The organism is Nonomuraea sp. K271 (assembly GCF_009908215.1).
GTDB lineage: Bacteria > Actinomycetota > Actinomycetes > Streptosporangiales > Streptosporangiaceae > Nonomuraea > Nonomuraea longispora.
Map to the genome: position 1 here is coordinate 1 of NZ_JAAAHR010000066.1, position 13,598 is coordinate 13,598.

The window sequence follows — 13,598 nt, forward strand, 5'->3', positions numbered from 1 at the left end:
GGGCAACTTCCCGCAAGCGTTCAGCCACATCGGGATCATCGCCAGCGGCGTCAACCTCGCACGAGCGAAAGCAGGCACCACGGCATGATCGACCGACTCGTCATCCTCGGCGCCACCGGCGACCTCACGCTTCCCTTCACCGCGCAGCCGGTGCTCTCCGAACCGCCTGACTGTGCCCGGCCGCTCCTGGATGTGCTGCTCGGGAACGCGGCCCTGTCCATCCGCGGCGACGAGGCCCAAGAGGACCGGCGGGTCCTCGCACCGGTCACGCCGGCTTGGCCCGGCGACATGGTGACGCTTGCCGAGCATCCGGCCGCATCGGACGGGCCTGCACCGGTGAGGAGCAGTTGATGGCGTCGACCGAACGCGCCACGGGCGGCCTGCGCAGCCAGGCCTGGTGGGACAACGCGGGCAATCCGGAGATGACTGCTCTGTATCTCGAACGCTATCTCAACTTCGGGCTGACCCCGGCCGAGCTCCGGTCCGGCAGGCCGATCATCGGCATCGCCCAGACGGGCAGCGACCTCGTGCCCTGCAACCGCCACCACCTCGACCTCGCCGACCGGGTCAGAGACGGGATCCGCGACGGCGGTGGCATCCCGCTCGAGTTCCCCGTCCATCCGCTGCAGGAGACCGGTAAACGCCCGTCTGCCGCGCTGGATCGCAACCTCGCCTACCTCGGACTGGTCGAGGTGCTCTACGGGTATCCCCTCGACGGGGTCGTGCTGACGACAGGCTGTGACAAGACCACGCCCGCGTGCCTGGCCGCGGCGGCGACGGTGAACATCCCGGCGATCGTCCTGTCCGGAGGGCCGATGCTCAACGGCTATCGCGAGGGCGAGCGGATAGGCGCGTCGGGCTCAGGGCTGGTGATCTGGCAGTCGAAGCGGCTGCTGGCCACCGGGGAGATCGACTACGACGAGTTCATGGCGCGCGTGTGCGCTTCCGCACCCAGCATCGGTCACTGCAACACGATGGGCACCGCGTTGTCGATGAACAGCCTGGCCGAGGCCCTGGGGATGTCCCTGCCGGGCTGCGCGGCGATCCCGGCCCCCTATCGCCGGCGGGCGCAGATGGCCTACGACACGGGCCGTCGAGCGGTGGATCTCGTACGCGAGGACCTCACCCCGCGCAAGATCATGACCATGCGAGCGTTCGAGAACGCGATCGTGGTCGCCTCGGCCATCGCCGCCTCCACGAACGTGCCCATCCACATCAACGCCATCGCGCGGCATGTCGGGGTGCCGTTGTCGATCCAGGACTGGCAGCGGGTCGGGGGCGACATCCCCGTGCTGGCGAACGTCGCCCCAGCCGGTGAGTTCCTCGGCGAGGACTTCTACCGCGCCGGCGGTGTCCCCGCCGTCATGCGGTCGTTGCTGACGGCAGGGCGCCTGCACGGCGACGCCGTGACCGTTTCCGGGCATACGGTGGCCGAGAACCTGGCCGACGCCCCGCCGGCCGACCCGACGGTCATCCGTCCCTTCGACGATCCGCTCGCCGCGCGCGGCGGGCTTCTCGTCATGACGGGCAACCTGTTCGACTCCGCGGTCATGAAGACCTCGGTCCTCACCGGCGACCTCCGCGCGGTGTCCGACTATCGCGCCGTCGTCTTCGACGGGCCTGAGGACTACCACGCCCGCATCGACGATCCCGAACTGGGCCTCGACGAGGACTGCATCCTCGTCATCCGCTACACCGGGCCGATCGGCTATCCGGGATCGGCCGAGGTCGTGAACATGGAGGTCCCCGCCGCGCTGCTCCGGCGGGGCATCGCCACGTTGCCCACGCTCGGTGACGGCCGCCAGAGCGGCACCTCGGACGCACCGTCCATTCTCAACGCCAGCCCCGAGGCCGCGGTCGGCGGCAATCTCGCCATCCTGCGCACCGGCGACCAGATCCGTATCGACATGGACAACGCGCGCGTCGACGTCCTGCTGTCCGACGAAGAGATCGCCGCCCGGTGGGCTGACCACACACCGCCGGTGGTCGAGAACCAGACACCGTGGCAGGAGATCTACCGCTCCACGGTCGGGCAGCTGGACACCGGGGGTTGCCTGGAGCTCGCCCTGTCCTACCAGGACCTCGTACACACCAAGGGGATTCCCCGTGACTCGCACTGACGCCAGGGGCACCATCATGATCGCCGACTACGACTTCGGCGACGTGGACATCGAGCGCGCGATCATCGAGGGCGCCGGGTTCGAGCTGCTCGCCGAGCAGTGCAAGAGCGAGGACGAGGTGATCGAGAAGGGCCGCGACGTCGATGGCGTGCTGACCCAGTACGTTCGGGTCGGTTCCCGCGCCATCGACGCGTTCACCCGGTGCCGGGTGATCGCCCGCTACGGCACGGGCGTGGACATCGTCGATGTCGACGCCGCGACGCGGCGAGGCATCCAGGTCACGAACGCGCCGAACGAATGGTGCGCGGAGGAGGTCGCCGATCACGCGGTCGCGCTCTGGCTGGCCGCCGCCCGCAAGATCTGCGTGTACGACCGGGAGACCCGGAAGGGTGTATGGCAGTGGCAGAGCGGGGAGCCGATCTGGCGGCTGCGGGGACGGGTGTTCGGGCTGCTGTCCTTCGGCTTCATCGCCCAGCTCATCGCCGAACGCGCCAGAGCGTTCGGCGTCGAGGTCTGGGCGCACGACCCGTTCCTCGACGAGTCCGGACTCCGATCGCGCCAGGTGCGGCCGGTGTCCTTCGACCAGCTCGTGGAAGGCGCCGACTACCTCGTGGTCCAGGCGCCGCTCACCCCTGAGACACGCCACGCCTTCGACCGTACGACGCTGCGCAGGATGAAGCCGACGGCGATCCTCATCAACACCGGTCGTGGCCCGATCGTGGAGGATGCGGCGATCCACCAGGCACTGACCGAGGGATGGATCGCGGGCGCAGCGCTGGACGACCTGGAAGAGGAGCCCGCGAAACAGCGCGACTGGCGTCCGCGCAACCCCCTGTTCGCGCTGCCCAACGTGATCATCTCTCCCCACGCCGCCTACTACTCCGAGGAAGCCATCACAACAGTGCGGAGCATCGCCGCGGAAGAGGCTGTACGGGTCCTGACCGGGCGAAGTGCCCGTAGCCCGGTCAACGACGTGACGGCCGGCTCTCCCTGAGGAACCCGGGCAGGAGGTCGTGGCCCTGCGAACGCTTCGTGCCGATGCGAACGTCGCTGCCCGGAAGGCCGGCAGAGCGGTGTGACCTGGATCACGCAGGAGGGCGCACGGCGTGATCGGCCATCAGGAAATCTCCACCATGCCCTCTCGCCGTCCGATCGGGAGGGATCTCTGTCCGCTGTCTGTCTGGTGCCGGACAATCCCCTTCGGCAGGATCGCTGGGAGCTGATCACGAAGAAAGGGACGGCTCTCATGCGGATCTCGCGCGTGCCCGGCTTCGGGCGCCTGTTATGGACGGTGGCGGCCTTCCTCGTCACCACCGCTGCCCTTCAGACGGCTCCCGCGCCGGCGGCCTCCTCGGCGACCGCGACGTACAAGATCTGGCACTGGAACATGGCCGGGCATCATTCGCACCTGGGCTCGACCACGAACGGCATCATCCAGGCGATCGCCGGATCGATCAGCTACCGCAACCCGGACTTCGTGTCGATCAACGAGATCTGCCGCAACCAGTACAGCGCCGTGATCGATGTCCTGCAGGGCATGGGCTGGCCGCAGAACGCCACGAACTTCGCCCGCTACGAGCCGGTGACGGCGGCAGGCGACCCCGGCTACTGTGCCGGGCACGGCATCGGCATCGCGATCTTCAGCCGTTTCGCGCTGGGCGAGACACTCCGGCAGACCCTGCCGTACGACGGGTCGGGCAAGCAGCGCAAGCTCCTCTGCTCGCACGTCGCCGCGCGACCCGGCACCAGATTCTGCACCACCCACCTGACCACGGTCGCCGCCTCCAAGTCCGCCCAGCTGGGCCAGGTGCACGGCGTCCTGGAGTCCTACCGCTCCAGGGGGGACGTCCCGATCATCGCGGGCGACTTCAACGTGCAGCCGGACTCACCGCTCCTGGACACCTGGTACGACGCCACGGTCAACACCGACGCCAACCACGGCAACACCGGCCGCTACCACGAGCTCGACGATCGCGAGGCCGTGTGCCCCGGTTGGGGCGAGCAGACGACCGAGAGCAACAAGCTCGGGGCCTGCGGCCAGTCGGGGAAGGTCGATCTGATCTTCGTCCCCGCCGAGCGGCTGGCCCGCTACAGCGCCGACGCCCATCCGATCGGGCACGTCTGCGGCGGCAACCGCGACAAGCCCTGCTCCGACCACCGCATCGTCGACGCCACCGTCTCGGTCACGACCGGGAAGTGAACCGACCTCCCTGAGCGACCCCAAGCAGGTCGCCCTGGTTCGTCGCGCCCGAAATCCGTCGGGCGCCACTGACAACAGAAAGGCAAGCCATGCATCTCACGAAGAAGGCCGCCGCCACCATGCTGATGGCCGGAGCCTGTGTCGCCGGAACGTCCGGTGCGGCCTTCGCCACGCCCGAGCGCGCCGAGCTCCCGGGTGTCGTCTCGACAGAGGCCGGCGGCGTGCCGGTGGCCACCGCGGCGGCCGGCAGCCTCTGCGTCTATCAGGCCCGGGACTATACGTCGGGACGGTACTGTCTCAGCACCGGCGACGGCGACCTGCGCGACAACCGCTATCACGTCGGCACCGCGTCGGTGAACGACACGGTGAGTTCGTTTGTCAACCGGACCGGCTATGTCGTCGAGTTCTGCAACGTGGTCAACTTCGGCACGCCCTGCGTCTACGTTCCCCCGATGAGCCAGTCGCCGGACCTCGGCGACTGGGACAACAGGTTCTCCTCCATCCGGTTCCACCCGGCCTGACCGGCAAGCCGTCCGGCCCGGGCCGCTCATCCGCGGACCGGGCCGGGTAGCCGCCGGGCCCGGCTCAGGCGAGCGCGGGCAGCACGTAGACCTCGGCGCCCGGCGGCAGCGCGCAGTCGAGGCTGCCCAGCCCCCGGGCGTTCTCGCCGCACACGATCATGCTGATGTGCCTGCGGATGCGGCCGTACTCGTCGCGCAGCCGCTCCTCCAGCAGCGGATGCGTGCGCCGGAGCATGTCGAGGGCCGAGCCGAGCGTGGGCGGGGAGTCGCGGTCGGCGCCCACCGCGAAGACCTTGACCTCCTGCATCCCGCTCACCCACCTGCGCAGCGAGCTGGGCAGCACGAACACGACCAACATCACCGGTCTGCTCATGAGTCAGAGCACCGCCGCGCGCACGGTGAGCACGTCGGGCAGGTGCCGGCCGACCAGCGACCAGGTCTCGCCGTCGTCGCGCGAGCAGTGGACCTCGCCGTCGCGCGTGCCGAAGAACACCCCCGCCTCCGACGCGGTCATCGCGTCACGCAGCACGGCCGCGTGCACGGGCCCCTCGGGCAGGCCCGCCGAGAAGGGCTGCCACGTCTCGCCGGCGTCGTCGCTGCGGTGGACGCGGTAGCGGTGGCCGACGGGCGTGCGGTCCATGTCGGCCGTGAGCGGCAGAACGAAGGCCGTGCCGGGCCGCGACGGATGGGCCACGATCGGGAAGCCGAAGTCGGACGGCAACGCCGAGCCGATGTCGTGCCAGCTGCCGCCGAAGTCGTCGCTGCGGTAGACGCCGAAGTGGTGCTGCAGATAGAGCCGGTCCGTCACGGCCGCGTCGGCGGCGACCTTGTGCACGCACTGGCCGAACTCGGGGAACTGGGCGCCCTCCGGCAGGAATGGGGCGCGGATGTTCTGGTTGGCCGCCTCCCACGACAGGCCGCCGTCGCTCGTGCGGTAGAAACCGCCGGTCGAGACGGCCACCCCCATGACCGCCGGGTCGGTGGCGTGGCAGACGATCGTGTGCAGGCACAACCCGCCGCCGCCCGGCTCCCAGAGCGGGCGGTGAGGGTGCTCCCACAGGCCCTCGACGAGCCGGTAGGTGACCCCGCGGTCCTCGGAGCGGAACAGCGCGCCCGGCTCGACGCCCGCCCACACCACGCCGGGCTCGGACGGGGAGGGCGTCAGCTGCCACACCCTGGCGAGCGTGGCCTCGGTCTTCTCGGGGAAGGCGATGGGCGGCTGCTCGGCCTCCTGCCAGGTCTGCCCGAGATCATCGGAATACATGACCGACGGGCCGAAGTGGCCGTATTCGACGCCGGCCAGGAGCCGGGGCGTGGCGCCGCGCGTGTCGATGGCCACCGAGGGCACCGCGATCGTGGAGAACTGGATCGGCTGCATCTCGAACGGGCCGCCGTCCGCCGAGCGGGCCAGGAACAGGCCCTTGCGGGTGCCGATCGCGAGCACTGCGTCACTCATGACATGCTCCCATGTTCGCTTTGCGGCCATCGTGCCACGCGCCACCGACAGTTACCGAGGTCTGGGAGATTCCCGTCGCCCGTCACCGGTCCTGTGGCGCATGACCTGGGAGGTAATCGTCATCATTCTTCCCCAGGCACTAGCGTTCCGGACATGGGAGCGGTAGCCGTACATGATGAGTCTTTTGGTGATGTGCTGCGGTCGTGGCGGCAGCGGCGGCGGGTGAGCCAGCTCGACCTGGCCATCGAGGCCGGCGTCTCCGCCCGCCACATCAGTTTTCTTGAGACCGGCCGCGCCCGGCCCAGCCGCGCGATGGTGCTCAAGCTGGCAGAGGAGCTGGAGGTGCCGCTGCGGCACCGCAACCGGCTGCTGGTGTCCGCGGGGTTCGCGCCCGTCTATGCCGAACGGGCGGTGCGGGCTCCGGAGATGCACGTCGTACGCCAGGCGCTGGACCGGATCCTGGCCGGGCACGAACCGTATCCGGCGCTCGTCGTGGACGCCGCCTGGAACCTGGTGGCCGCCAACCGGGCGGCCGGGATGTTCACGGACGGCGTACCGGCGGAGCTGCTGGCGGAGCCGGTCAACGTGATGCGCCTGTCACTGCACCCCGACGCGATGGGCGGGCGCCTGCTCAACCTGGCCGAGGTACGGGCCCACCTGCTGCACCGGCTGCGCAGGCAGGCCGAGGCGTCCGGCGACGGGCGCCTGGCCGAGCTCCACGACGAAGTGGCGTCCTACACCTATCGGGGCGTGGATTTGAACGTGGCGCACGTGCCGGGGCCCGGCGACATCCTGCTGCCGCTGCGCGTCGCCGCCGGTGACCGGGTGTTGTCGATGTTCACCACGATCGCGACGTTCGGCACGCCGATGGACGTGACGGTCTCGGAGCTCGCCATCGAAACCTTCTGGCCCGGCGACGAGGAAACCGCCGCCTCCTTCCGCTGACCAGTTCCCACACGCGTCCACTGCCGCGCGCCCGGCCGACACCTCCCGGTGGCCGCCGAGGCCCGGCCGCCTCCCCGCCGCGCGTCGCGCCGCACTGCCGGGAGCGCTGGTGGAAGCGCCGGCCGGGTCCCGCATCGTCAGGCGTGCACGGCGTCGCGGTGGATCCGCGACAGCGGTACGCCGTCCCGCTGCAGGCAGCGCACGGTCTCGTTCACCATGGGCGACGGGCCGCAGACGTACACGTCGTGCTCGGTCCAGGAGCGTAAGCGCCGGGTGACGTCGGGCAGGTGGCCGCGCATCCCGTCGTACGACGGCTGGTCCGACACCACGGGCACGACCCGCAGCCAGGGGAAGGCCGACTCCATCCTGATCAGGTCGGGCAGGTCGTACAGCTCTCCGGCGGTGCGGGCGCCGTACAGCAGGTGGATGGCGGGCCGGCGGCCGGAGGCGATGATGGACTCGACGATCGCCTTCAGCGGCGCCAGGCCCGTGCCGCCTGCCACGCACAGCACGTCCCGTACGCTCTGCTCGCGCGGTGTCATCGTGCCCGTCGGCGGCCCCAGCATGACGGTGTCGCCGACCCGCGTGTGCCTGGTCAGGGTCGTCGACACCCAGCCGCCGGGCACCGAGCGCACGTGCAGGCTGATCGTGTTGTCCTGGCGCGGCGCGTTGGCGATGGAGAACGTGCGCCACACGCGGGGCCAGCGCGCCGTCTGCACGGTGACGTACTGGCCGGATGTGTACGGCAGCCGCTGCGCGGGCCGCAGCGTGATGACCGCGATGTCCTGGTGGCGCAGCTCGTGACCGACCACCTCGGCCACCCACCAGGCGGGCGAGACCCCCGCGTCGGCCTCGGCCGAGTCGATCATCAACGTGGCGGCGGCCTCGTACGCCGTCACCCAGGCCTCCTCGATCTCGGCGGTCCAGACGTCGGCGGCGAAGCGGCGGACCGTGGCGAGCAGCGCCCTGCCCACGGCCGTGTAGTGCTCGGCCACGACGCCGTACTTGCGGTGGTCCCTGCCCATCTGGCCGAGGTACGCCGCCATGCTGTCCGGGCTGTCCAGGCTCCACACGATCCTGGTCAACGCGCTGAACAGCCGGTCGCGCTGAACGTCCAGAGCCGGCGGGAACAAGCCTCGCAGGTGCGGATTCTCAGCGAAAAGCCGGCCGTAGAAGTAGGCCGTGGCCTGCTCGGCCACCGGCTCGATGACGGAGAAACTCTCCTTGACCAGGCGCGGATTCAACGACATATCTCCACCCCACTTGTGACCGGAACGGCATTCCGGTCTTGTCGTTCACCTCCCTGACGGTTCCGGGTCGTGAGCGCAGGTCCGTCCCCGGCAGCTCCGATGCGCTCGCAAATGAGTCTTACACCACCGATGACGCGTCACAACCATTTCCCTCCAATAAGGTGCGAAGCAGATCTCGTGCCGCATTGGTCGTACGATATTTCTCGGTTTTTGAACATAAATCCCGAACAAAAGTCACTTTCATCTTTTTCTCTTACTGAGTCAGGTCGAGAGGCGGCGGAGGCCCGCCGGCGGGCGCGAGCGCCGTCCACCGCTCGGCCGCGTGGGAGCCGCGTGGGAGCCACGTGGCGGCAGGGGATCTTGAGGAGGGGTGACATATCGGAAAGACTGTGCGCCATGATGGGCATGTAGCCGTCACCTCGACCGGCTGGTGGCCGAACGAACTCCACCATGCCCCTGGAGATCGCATGTCCCGTCCGCTGATCGGTATCACCGCCTACTTCGAGGCCGCCCGCTGGAGCGACTGGGTGCGGGAGGCCGTGCTCTCGCCGCCCTCGTACGCCAAAGCGGTCGACCGGGCCGGAGGAGCTCCCGTGGTGCTCCCGCCGCTCGGCCTGCACGCCATCGACGACTACGTACGCGGCCTGCGGGGCGTCGTCCTGGCCGGAGGGGTCGAGGTGGACGCCTCCGCGTACAACGGCGAGCGCGACGACCGCGTCCCCGAGAGCCAGCCGCACCGCGACCGCTTCGAGCTGGCCCTGGCCAGGGCGGCGGTCAAGGCCGACGTGCCGATCCTCGCCATCGCGAGGGGCATGCACGTGCTCAACGTCGCCCAGGGCGGCACGCTGATCCCCTGGCTGCCCGAGGTGCTCGGCAACCACCGTCACGCCGAGCCGGGCACCCCGCACACGCTCCAGATCAGCGTGTCGAGCAAGCTCGGCAAGGCGGTCGGCGACCGGGTCGAGGTCGTCGCTCCGCACCACCAGTCGGTGCGCCGCCTCGGCAACGGCCTGCTCGCCGTCGCCTGGGCCGACGACCAGATCGTCGAGGGCATCGAGGTGCAGGGCCACAGGTTCGGCGTGGGCGTCCAGTGGCATCCCGAGCGCGACGTCGAGGACCGGCTCTTCGATGCGTTCATGGAGGCGGCCCGCTAGGCTGCGATCATGCCGCTGCACCCTCAGTCGCGGGACTACATCGCCGTCCATCCGTCGGATCTGGGCGTTGATCCGGCCACGCTCGACCTGGCCGGGATCCAGGAGTTGCGCGCACATGACGGCCTGGCGGCCCAGCGCGGTCCGCTCACCAAGCTGCCGTACGTCCGCGACGAGCGCGCCGAAGGCGTGCCGATCCGGATCTACCGCGCCGACCCCGGCGACGCCCCGCTGCCGGTCGTGGTCTACTTCCACGGAGGCGGATGGGTGCTCGGCAGCGTCAAGCGCAACGACGCGCTGGGGCGCGACCTGGCCATCCGCACCGGTGCGGTGGTGGTGTCCGCCGACTACCGCCTGGCCCCCGAGCATCCCTTCCCCGCCGCCGCGGACGACGCGTGGACGGTGGTGCGCGACATCTTCGCCAGGCCCGCCTTCTACCAGAGCAACGGCCGCGTGGCGGTCGTCGGCGACAGCGCGGGCGGCAACCTCGCGGCCGTCGCCGCCTGGCAGGCCCGCGACGCCGGGCTGCGGCTGGCCCACCAGGTGCTCGTCTATCCCGTGCTCGACGTGGCGATGGACACACCCAGCTACACGGAGTTCGCCAAGGGCTTCGGGCTGGAGGCGGCGGAGATGGCGTGGTTCGCCCGCCAGTACGCCCCCGACGCCGACCCGGCCGACCCACGGCTGTCCCCGCTGTGCCTGCCCGACGTCGCGGGCCTGGCTCCCGCCACCATCGTGACGGCCGACCACGACGTGCTCCGCGACGAGGGCGAGAGCTACGCGCGGCGCCTGAAGCAGGCGGGCGTGCCGGTCGGGCTGCGCAGGTTCGGCGGCGCGGTGCACAACTTCTTCGGCCTGCCCGGCCTGTTCGACCAGGCGGGCGATGCCCGCGACCACATCGCGCGACGGCTGCGAGAGGCGCTGTGTCCTACACCAAGCTGAAGATCGACACCCCTGCCGACGGGGTGCTGCGGGTCACGATCAGCGAGCCCGGCCGGCTCAACGCCGTCGACGCGGCCGCCCACCGCGAGCTGGGCGAGATCTGGCGCGACGCCGACCGCGACGACGGCGTGCGCGCCGTGCTCGTCCGGGGGGAGGGCACGGCGTTCTCCGCCGGCGGCGACCTGTCCATGATCGAGGAGATGACCCGCGACCACGCCACGAGGCTGCGCGTCTTCACCGAGGCCCGCGACATCGTCTACAACGTGCTCAACTGCTCCAAGCCGATCGTGTCGGCCATCCAGGGCCCCGCCGTCGGCGCCGGGCTCGCCGTCGCTCTCCTGGCCGACATCTCCGTCGCCGGGCGCACCGCGCGGATCATCGACGGTCACACCCGGCTCGGCGTCGCCGCCGGCGACCACGCCGCGATCGTCTGGCCGCTGCTGTGCGGGCTGGCCAAGGCGAAATACCACCTGCTGCTGTGCGAGCCCGTCACGGGCGAGCAGGCCGAGCGGATGGGCCTGGTCAGCCTGTGCGTCGACGACGACCAGGTGCACGACAGGGCGATGGAGATCGCGGTCCGGCTCGCCCAAGGCGCGCAGGAGGCGATCAGGCTGACGAAATACTCGCTCAACAACTGGCTGCGCCTGGCCGGGCCGTCCTTCGACGCCTCCCTCGCCATGGAGTTCCTCGGCTTCACCGGGCCCGACGTGCGCGAGGGCGTGCGCGCCCTGCGGGAGAAGCGGCCGCCGTCGTTCGGCTGAGCGCCGGGTGTGCTTGCCGCCCGCTCGGGTAGGCGCACCCCCAGGTCGACCAGATGGTCGCGCCGGCACCGGCGGGCACCCGTTCGCCGAGGCCGAGACCGCCGCCCGGGGGACGCGGAGCCGAGGGTCTCGCAGGCGTCCGGCGCACTCCGTACGACAGCGAAGGGGGATACAGCGCCGCGGCGACGGGCCCGGTGGACGGCCCGGCGGACGAGCAGGGCGGACGAGCGGGGCGGACGAGCGGGGCGGACGAGCAGGGCGGACGAGCCGGAATGGGCGTCGGCGCTCCACGCCTTCGGGGCCGTACCGGCCGGAGGGCCGCCGGACGTCTCCCGGGCCGCACCGGCCCAAGGCCGCTAGAAGCTGCGGGGGAGTCCGAGCACCTGGGTCGCGAGGTAGTTGAGCAGGAGCTCCTCGGTCACAGGTGCCACCTTCGCGATCCGGGCGTCGGTCAGCAGCCTGGCCACCGGAAATTCGTGGGAGTAGGCCATCCCGCCGTGCGTCTGGAATGCCGCGTCGGCCGCCTCCCAGGCCGCCTGCGAGCTCGTGAGCTTGGCGATGTTGGCCTCGGTGCCGCACGGCAGCCGCCGGTCGAAGCACCACGCGGCCTTGTAGATCATCAGCCTGGCCAGCTCGATCTTGGCCTTGACCTGTGCCAGCGGGAAGGAGATCGCCTGGTTGGCGCCGATCGGCCGGCCGAACACCTCCCGCTCCTTGGCGTAGTCGACGGCCACCCGCAGCGCTACCTCCGCGGTGCCGAGCGCCGAGGCGGCCAGCAGGACCCGCTCCGGGTTGAGGATGTCCCACAACACCGCCACGCCCTGGTCGGCCTCGCCGACCACGTTGGCGGCGGGCACCCGCAGGTCGTCGATGAAGACCATGTTCGACGGCGTCGTGTTCGCGCCCATCTTGGGGATCGGCCGGTACGTCAGCCGCCCGGCGGCGACCGCCTCGGGCACGTTCACCAGCAGCACCGTCAGCCCGTGGGTGCGTGGGCGCGCCGCGGCGGCGGGGACCGTCCTGGTCACCAGCAGCATCCAGGTGGCCCGCTGCACGCCGGTGATCCAGATCTTCTGCCCGTTGACCACGAAGTCGCCGCCGTCACGCCTGGCCGACGTGGTGATCGCCAGCGAGTTGGACCCGGCGTCCGGCTCGGTCAGCGCGAAGCAGGTCTCGACCTCGCCGGTGGCCAGCCTGGGCAGCAGTTCCGCCCGCTGGCTCGCGCTGCCGTGCCGGTCGATCGTGAGCGCGCCGAAGCCGGGGGTCAGCACGTACGTGAACGCCGACCCGCCCGCCGCTCCCGACGCCGACAGCGTCTCCGTGGCCACCGCCAGCTCCAGCAGCCCCTGTCCGCCGCCGCCGTGCTCCTCCGGCACCGCCAGGCCCAGCCAGCCGCCCTTGGCCAGCTCGTCCCAGACCTCCTCGGGCCAGCGCCTGTCGCTCTCGCACCGCTGCCAGTAGCCGAGGTCGTAACGGGAGCAGATGTCGCCGATGCCGCGCTGGACGGCGAGGGCGCTGTCCGGAAGGGTGAAATCCATCACACCATCGTAGAAAGACGTTCTGATCAGGGTCGAGGCCGCCGGGCGTGGAACACGAAGGCCGGGGGCGGGTTGCGCCACACCGTACGCCCCGGCACGACCTCCTCGAAACGCTCGGCCAGCAGCGCGCGGAAACGCCGGGCCCTGCTGAGCGGGATGGCGTGCACGTAGGAGAACGTGGTGAACGCCGCCACCGGGCTCATCGCCGACGTCACGGCGCGGAGCAGCTCATGCTGCGTCTCCTCGGGGAACGCCGCCCACGGCAGCCCGCTGACCACCACGTCCGCCTGCCGAAGCCCCCGCTCGCGCAGCAGCTCACCGAGTTTCGCCGCGTCGGCGTGCGCCACGTCCACGGTGGGGAAACGGTCGGCGAGCAGACGCGCCATCAGGTCGTTGACCTCGACGGCGAGATGGTGGCCACGACCGGCGAGCCGCTGCTGGATCTCCGCGGTGAACGGGCCGGTGCCCGGCCCCAGCTCCACCACGGTCGGCTCGCCCCGCTCGGGGATCGGCGCGCAGACGTTGGCCGCCAGCCGCCGGGAACTCGGGGCGACCGCGCCGATCTTGGAGGGGGCACGCAGGAACTGGCCTAGGAAGAGTGAGGTGTCGTTCGACATGGCACGACTTTATGGGCAGGATCTTGATAGGTCGCTCCATCCTCAGGGCGGATGTGCGGCCAGTTGGAGGAGGCGCGGTCGCCCAGCGGGAGGATCG

14 protein-coding genes are annotated in these 13,598 nt (G+C 70.6%); 9 read left to right on the forward strand and 5 right to left on the reverse strand.

Annotation, left to right across the window (positions count from 1 at the left end; genetic code table 11):
- Positions 1-84: 84 nt before the first annotated feature.
- The 5 genes from GUY59_RS22840 to GUY59_RS22860 all read left to right on the forward strand — a co-directional run bounded on the left by GUY59_RS22840 (position 85) and on the right by GUY59_RS22860 (position 4,841).
- Positions 85-351: a hypothetical protein gene (locus GUY59_RS22840; protein WP_138203395.1), complete on the forward strand. Its 267-nt coding sequence runs from the start codon at positions 85-87 to the stop codon at positions 349-351.
- Positions 351-2,120, forward strand: a complete 1,770-nt coding sequence (locus GUY59_RS22845; RefSeq protein WP_138203393.1) for an IlvD/Edd family dehydratase — start codon at positions 351-353, stop codon at positions 2,118-2,120. Before GUY59_RS22840 ends, GUY59_RS22845 begins: the two co-directional genes overlap by 1 nt.
- Positions 2,107-3,114 (forward strand): C-terminal binding protein, encoded by a 1,008-nt coding sequence (locus tag GUY59_RS22850; protein WP_171055481.1) that lies wholly within the window; start codon positions 2,107-2,109, stop codon positions 3,112-3,114. The genes GUY59_RS22845 and GUY59_RS22850 overlap by 14 nt, the downstream gene beginning before the upstream one ends.
- A gap of 252 nt (positions 3,115-3,366) precedes the next feature.
- Complete coding sequence (locus GUY59_RS22855) at positions 3,367-4,320, forward strand: endonuclease/exonuclease/phosphatase family protein (RefSeq protein WP_138203392.1); 954 nt, start codon at positions 3,367-3,369, stop codon at positions 4,318-4,320.
- An 89-nt stretch (positions 4,321-4,409) separates the two neighbouring features.
- Positions 4,410-4,841, forward strand: a complete 432-nt coding sequence (locus GUY59_RS22860) for a peptidase inhibitor family I36 protein (protein WP_138203390.1) — start codon at positions 4,410-4,412, stop codon at positions 4,839-4,841.
- Between the two features lie 64 nt (positions 4,842-4,905).
- On the opposite strand, the gene GUY59_RS22865 is transcribed toward GUY59_RS22860, so the two are convergent.
- On the reverse strand, positions 4,906-5,214 hold the full coding sequence (locus GUY59_RS22865; protein ID WP_201761224.1) for a hypothetical protein: 309 nt from the start codon (positions 5,212-5,214) through the stop codon (positions 4,906-4,908).
- A gap of 3 nt (positions 5,215-5,217) precedes the next feature.
- Positions 5,218-6,297, reverse strand: a complete 1,080-nt coding sequence (locus GUY59_RS22870; protein WP_132339722.1) for a WD40/YVTN/BNR-like repeat-containing protein — start codon at positions 6,295-6,297, stop codon at positions 5,218-5,220.
- A gap of 153 nt (positions 6,298-6,450) precedes the next feature.
- Between GUY59_RS22870 and GUY59_RS22875 the strand changes: the two genes are divergently transcribed.
- Positions 6,451-7,242, forward strand: coding sequence for a helix-turn-helix domain-containing protein (locus GUY59_RS22875; RefSeq protein WP_138203388.1), 792 nt, complete (start codon positions 6,451-6,453; stop codon positions 7,240-7,242).
- 137 nt (positions 7,243-7,379) lie between these two features.
- On the opposite strand, the gene GUY59_RS22880 is transcribed toward GUY59_RS22875, so the two are convergent.
- Positions 7,380-8,492 carry a globin domain-containing protein gene (locus GUY59_RS22880; protein WP_138203386.1) on the reverse strand — a complete coding sequence of 371 codons (1,113 nt, stop codon included), beginning with the start codon at positions 8,490-8,492 and terminating at the stop codon, positions 7,380-7,382.
- 467 nt (positions 8,493-8,959) lie between these two features.
- On the opposite strand from GUY59_RS22880, the gene GUY59_RS22885 reads away from it, so the two are divergent.
- Genes GUY59_RS22885 through GUY59_RS22895 form a run of 3 tightly spaced genes read left to right on the forward strand, consistent with a single transcriptional unit; the run spans position 8,960 to position 11,346 of the window.
- Positions 8,960-9,646: a gamma-glutamyl-gamma-aminobutyrate hydrolase family protein gene (locus GUY59_RS22885; protein WP_138203384.1), complete on the forward strand. Its 687-nt coding sequence runs from the start codon at positions 8,960-8,962 to the stop codon at positions 9,644-9,646.
- 9 nt (positions 9,647-9,655) lie between these two features.
- On the forward strand, positions 9,656-10,585 hold the full coding sequence (locus tag GUY59_RS22890) for an alpha/beta hydrolase (protein ID WP_138203382.1): 930 nt from the start codon (positions 9,656-9,658) through the stop codon (positions 10,583-10,585).
- Positions 10,567-11,346 (forward strand): enoyl-CoA hydratase/isomerase family protein, encoded by a 780-nt coding sequence (locus GUY59_RS22895; protein WP_132339732.1) that lies wholly within the window; start codon positions 10,567-10,569, stop codon positions 11,344-11,346. The genes GUY59_RS22890 and GUY59_RS22895 overlap by 19 nt, the downstream gene beginning before the upstream one ends.
- Before the next feature lie 356 nt (positions 11,347-11,702).
- Here the strand turns inward: GUY59_RS22895 and GUY59_RS22900 are convergent, their stop codons facing one another.
- Positions 11,703-12,884 carry an acyl-CoA dehydrogenase family protein gene (locus GUY59_RS22900; RefSeq protein ID WP_138203380.1) on the reverse strand — a complete coding sequence of 394 codons (1,182 nt, stop codon included), beginning with the start codon at positions 12,882-12,884 and terminating at the stop codon, positions 11,703-11,705.
- Between the two features lie 26 nt (positions 12,885-12,910).
- Positions 12,911-13,501: a class I SAM-dependent methyltransferase gene (locus GUY59_RS22905; RefSeq protein WP_132339736.1), complete on the reverse strand. Its 591-nt coding sequence runs from the start codon at positions 13,499-13,501 to the stop codon at positions 12,911-12,913.
- Positions 13,502-13,598: the final 97 nt, after the last annotated feature.

Bases quoted from the DNA above. Each gene is read 5' to 3' on its own strand.
- GUY59_RS22900 (WP_138203380.1), bottom strand. From the start codon at position 12,884: ATGGATTTCACCCTTCCGGACAGCGCCCTCGCCGTCCAGCGCGGCATC.
- GUY59_RS22875 (WP_138203388.1), top strand. From the start codon at position 6,451: ATGGGAGCGGTAGCCGTACATGATGAGTCTTTTGGTGATGTGCTGCGG.
- GUY59_RS22840 (WP_138203395.1), top strand. From the start codon at position 85: ATGATCGACCGACTCGTCATCCTCGGCGCCACCGGCGACCTCACGCTT.
- GUY59_RS22855 (WP_138203392.1), top strand. From the start codon at position 3,367: ATGCGGATCTCGCGCGTGCCCGGCTTCGGGCGCCTGTTATGGACGGTG.
- GUY59_RS22845 (WP_138203393.1), top strand. From the start codon at position 351: ATGGCGTCGACCGAACGCGCCACGGGCGGCCTGCGCAGCCAGGCCTGG.
- GUY59_RS22890 (WP_138203382.1), top strand. From the start codon at position 9,656: ATGCCGCTGCACCCTCAGTCGCGGGACTACATCGCCGTCCATCCGTCG.
- GUY59_RS22885 (WP_138203384.1), top strand. From the start codon at position 8,960: ATGTCCCGTCCGCTGATCGGTATCACCGCCTACTTCGAGGCCGCCCGC.
- GUY59_RS22880 (WP_138203386.1), bottom strand. From the start codon at position 8,492: ATGTCGTTGAATCCGCGCCTGGTCAAGGAGAGTTTCTCCGTCATCGAG.
- GUY59_RS22905 (WP_132339736.1), bottom strand. From the start codon at position 13,501: ATGTCGAACGACACCTCACTCTTCCTAGGCCAGTTCCTGCGTGCCCCC.
- GUY59_RS22865 (WP_201761224.1), bottom strand. From the start codon at position 5,214: ATGAGCAGACCGGTGATGTTGGTCGTGTTCGTGCTGCCCAGCTCGCTG.
- GUY59_RS22860 (WP_138203390.1), top strand. From the start codon at position 4,410: ATGCATCTCACGAAGAAGGCCGCCGCCACCATGCTGATGGCCGGAGCC.
- GUY59_RS22870 (WP_132339722.1), bottom strand. From the start codon at position 6,297: ATGAGTGACGCAGTGCTCGCGATCGGCACCCGCAAGGGCCTGTTCCTG.